1 protein-coding gene is annotated in these 243 nt (G+C 41.6%); it reads right to left on the bottom strand.

Annotation, left to right across the window (positions count from 1 at the left end; translation table 11 throughout):
- Positions 1–243 (bottom strand): transglycosylase SLT domain-containing protein (locus tag H5185_RS22630; protein ID WP_182743389.1); only part of this gene is annotated, 243 nt, incomplete at both ends.

Genomic DNA, 243 nt, shown 5'->3' with positions numbered 1-243 from the left:
CCAGCATAATGTTCACTTTCGGGTCGTATAGGTCTTTTACGTTATTAAAAGGGATTTTATTTCTTTTAGCCGTTTGTTTGGCCGTAGCTGGCATTAACTGCATTAAACCTCTGGCTCCTACACCTGAGGTTGCATAGAGATAAAAGGCACTTTCGCGACGAGAAATAGCACGAATTTCATCAATATTAACGGAGAATTTTTTACTGGCGTTAACGAACTCATCGTTAGCCGCTTCCGGAAAGC

The sequence above is a fragment of the Shewanella sp. SG44-6 genome (genome assembly GCF_014164185.1).
Taxonomy (GTDB): domain Bacteria; phylum Pseudomonadota; class Gammaproteobacteria; order Enterobacterales; family Shewanellaceae; genus Shewanella; species Shewanella vesiculosa.
This window is presented reverse-complemented; position numbering and strand designations above follow the sequence as displayed.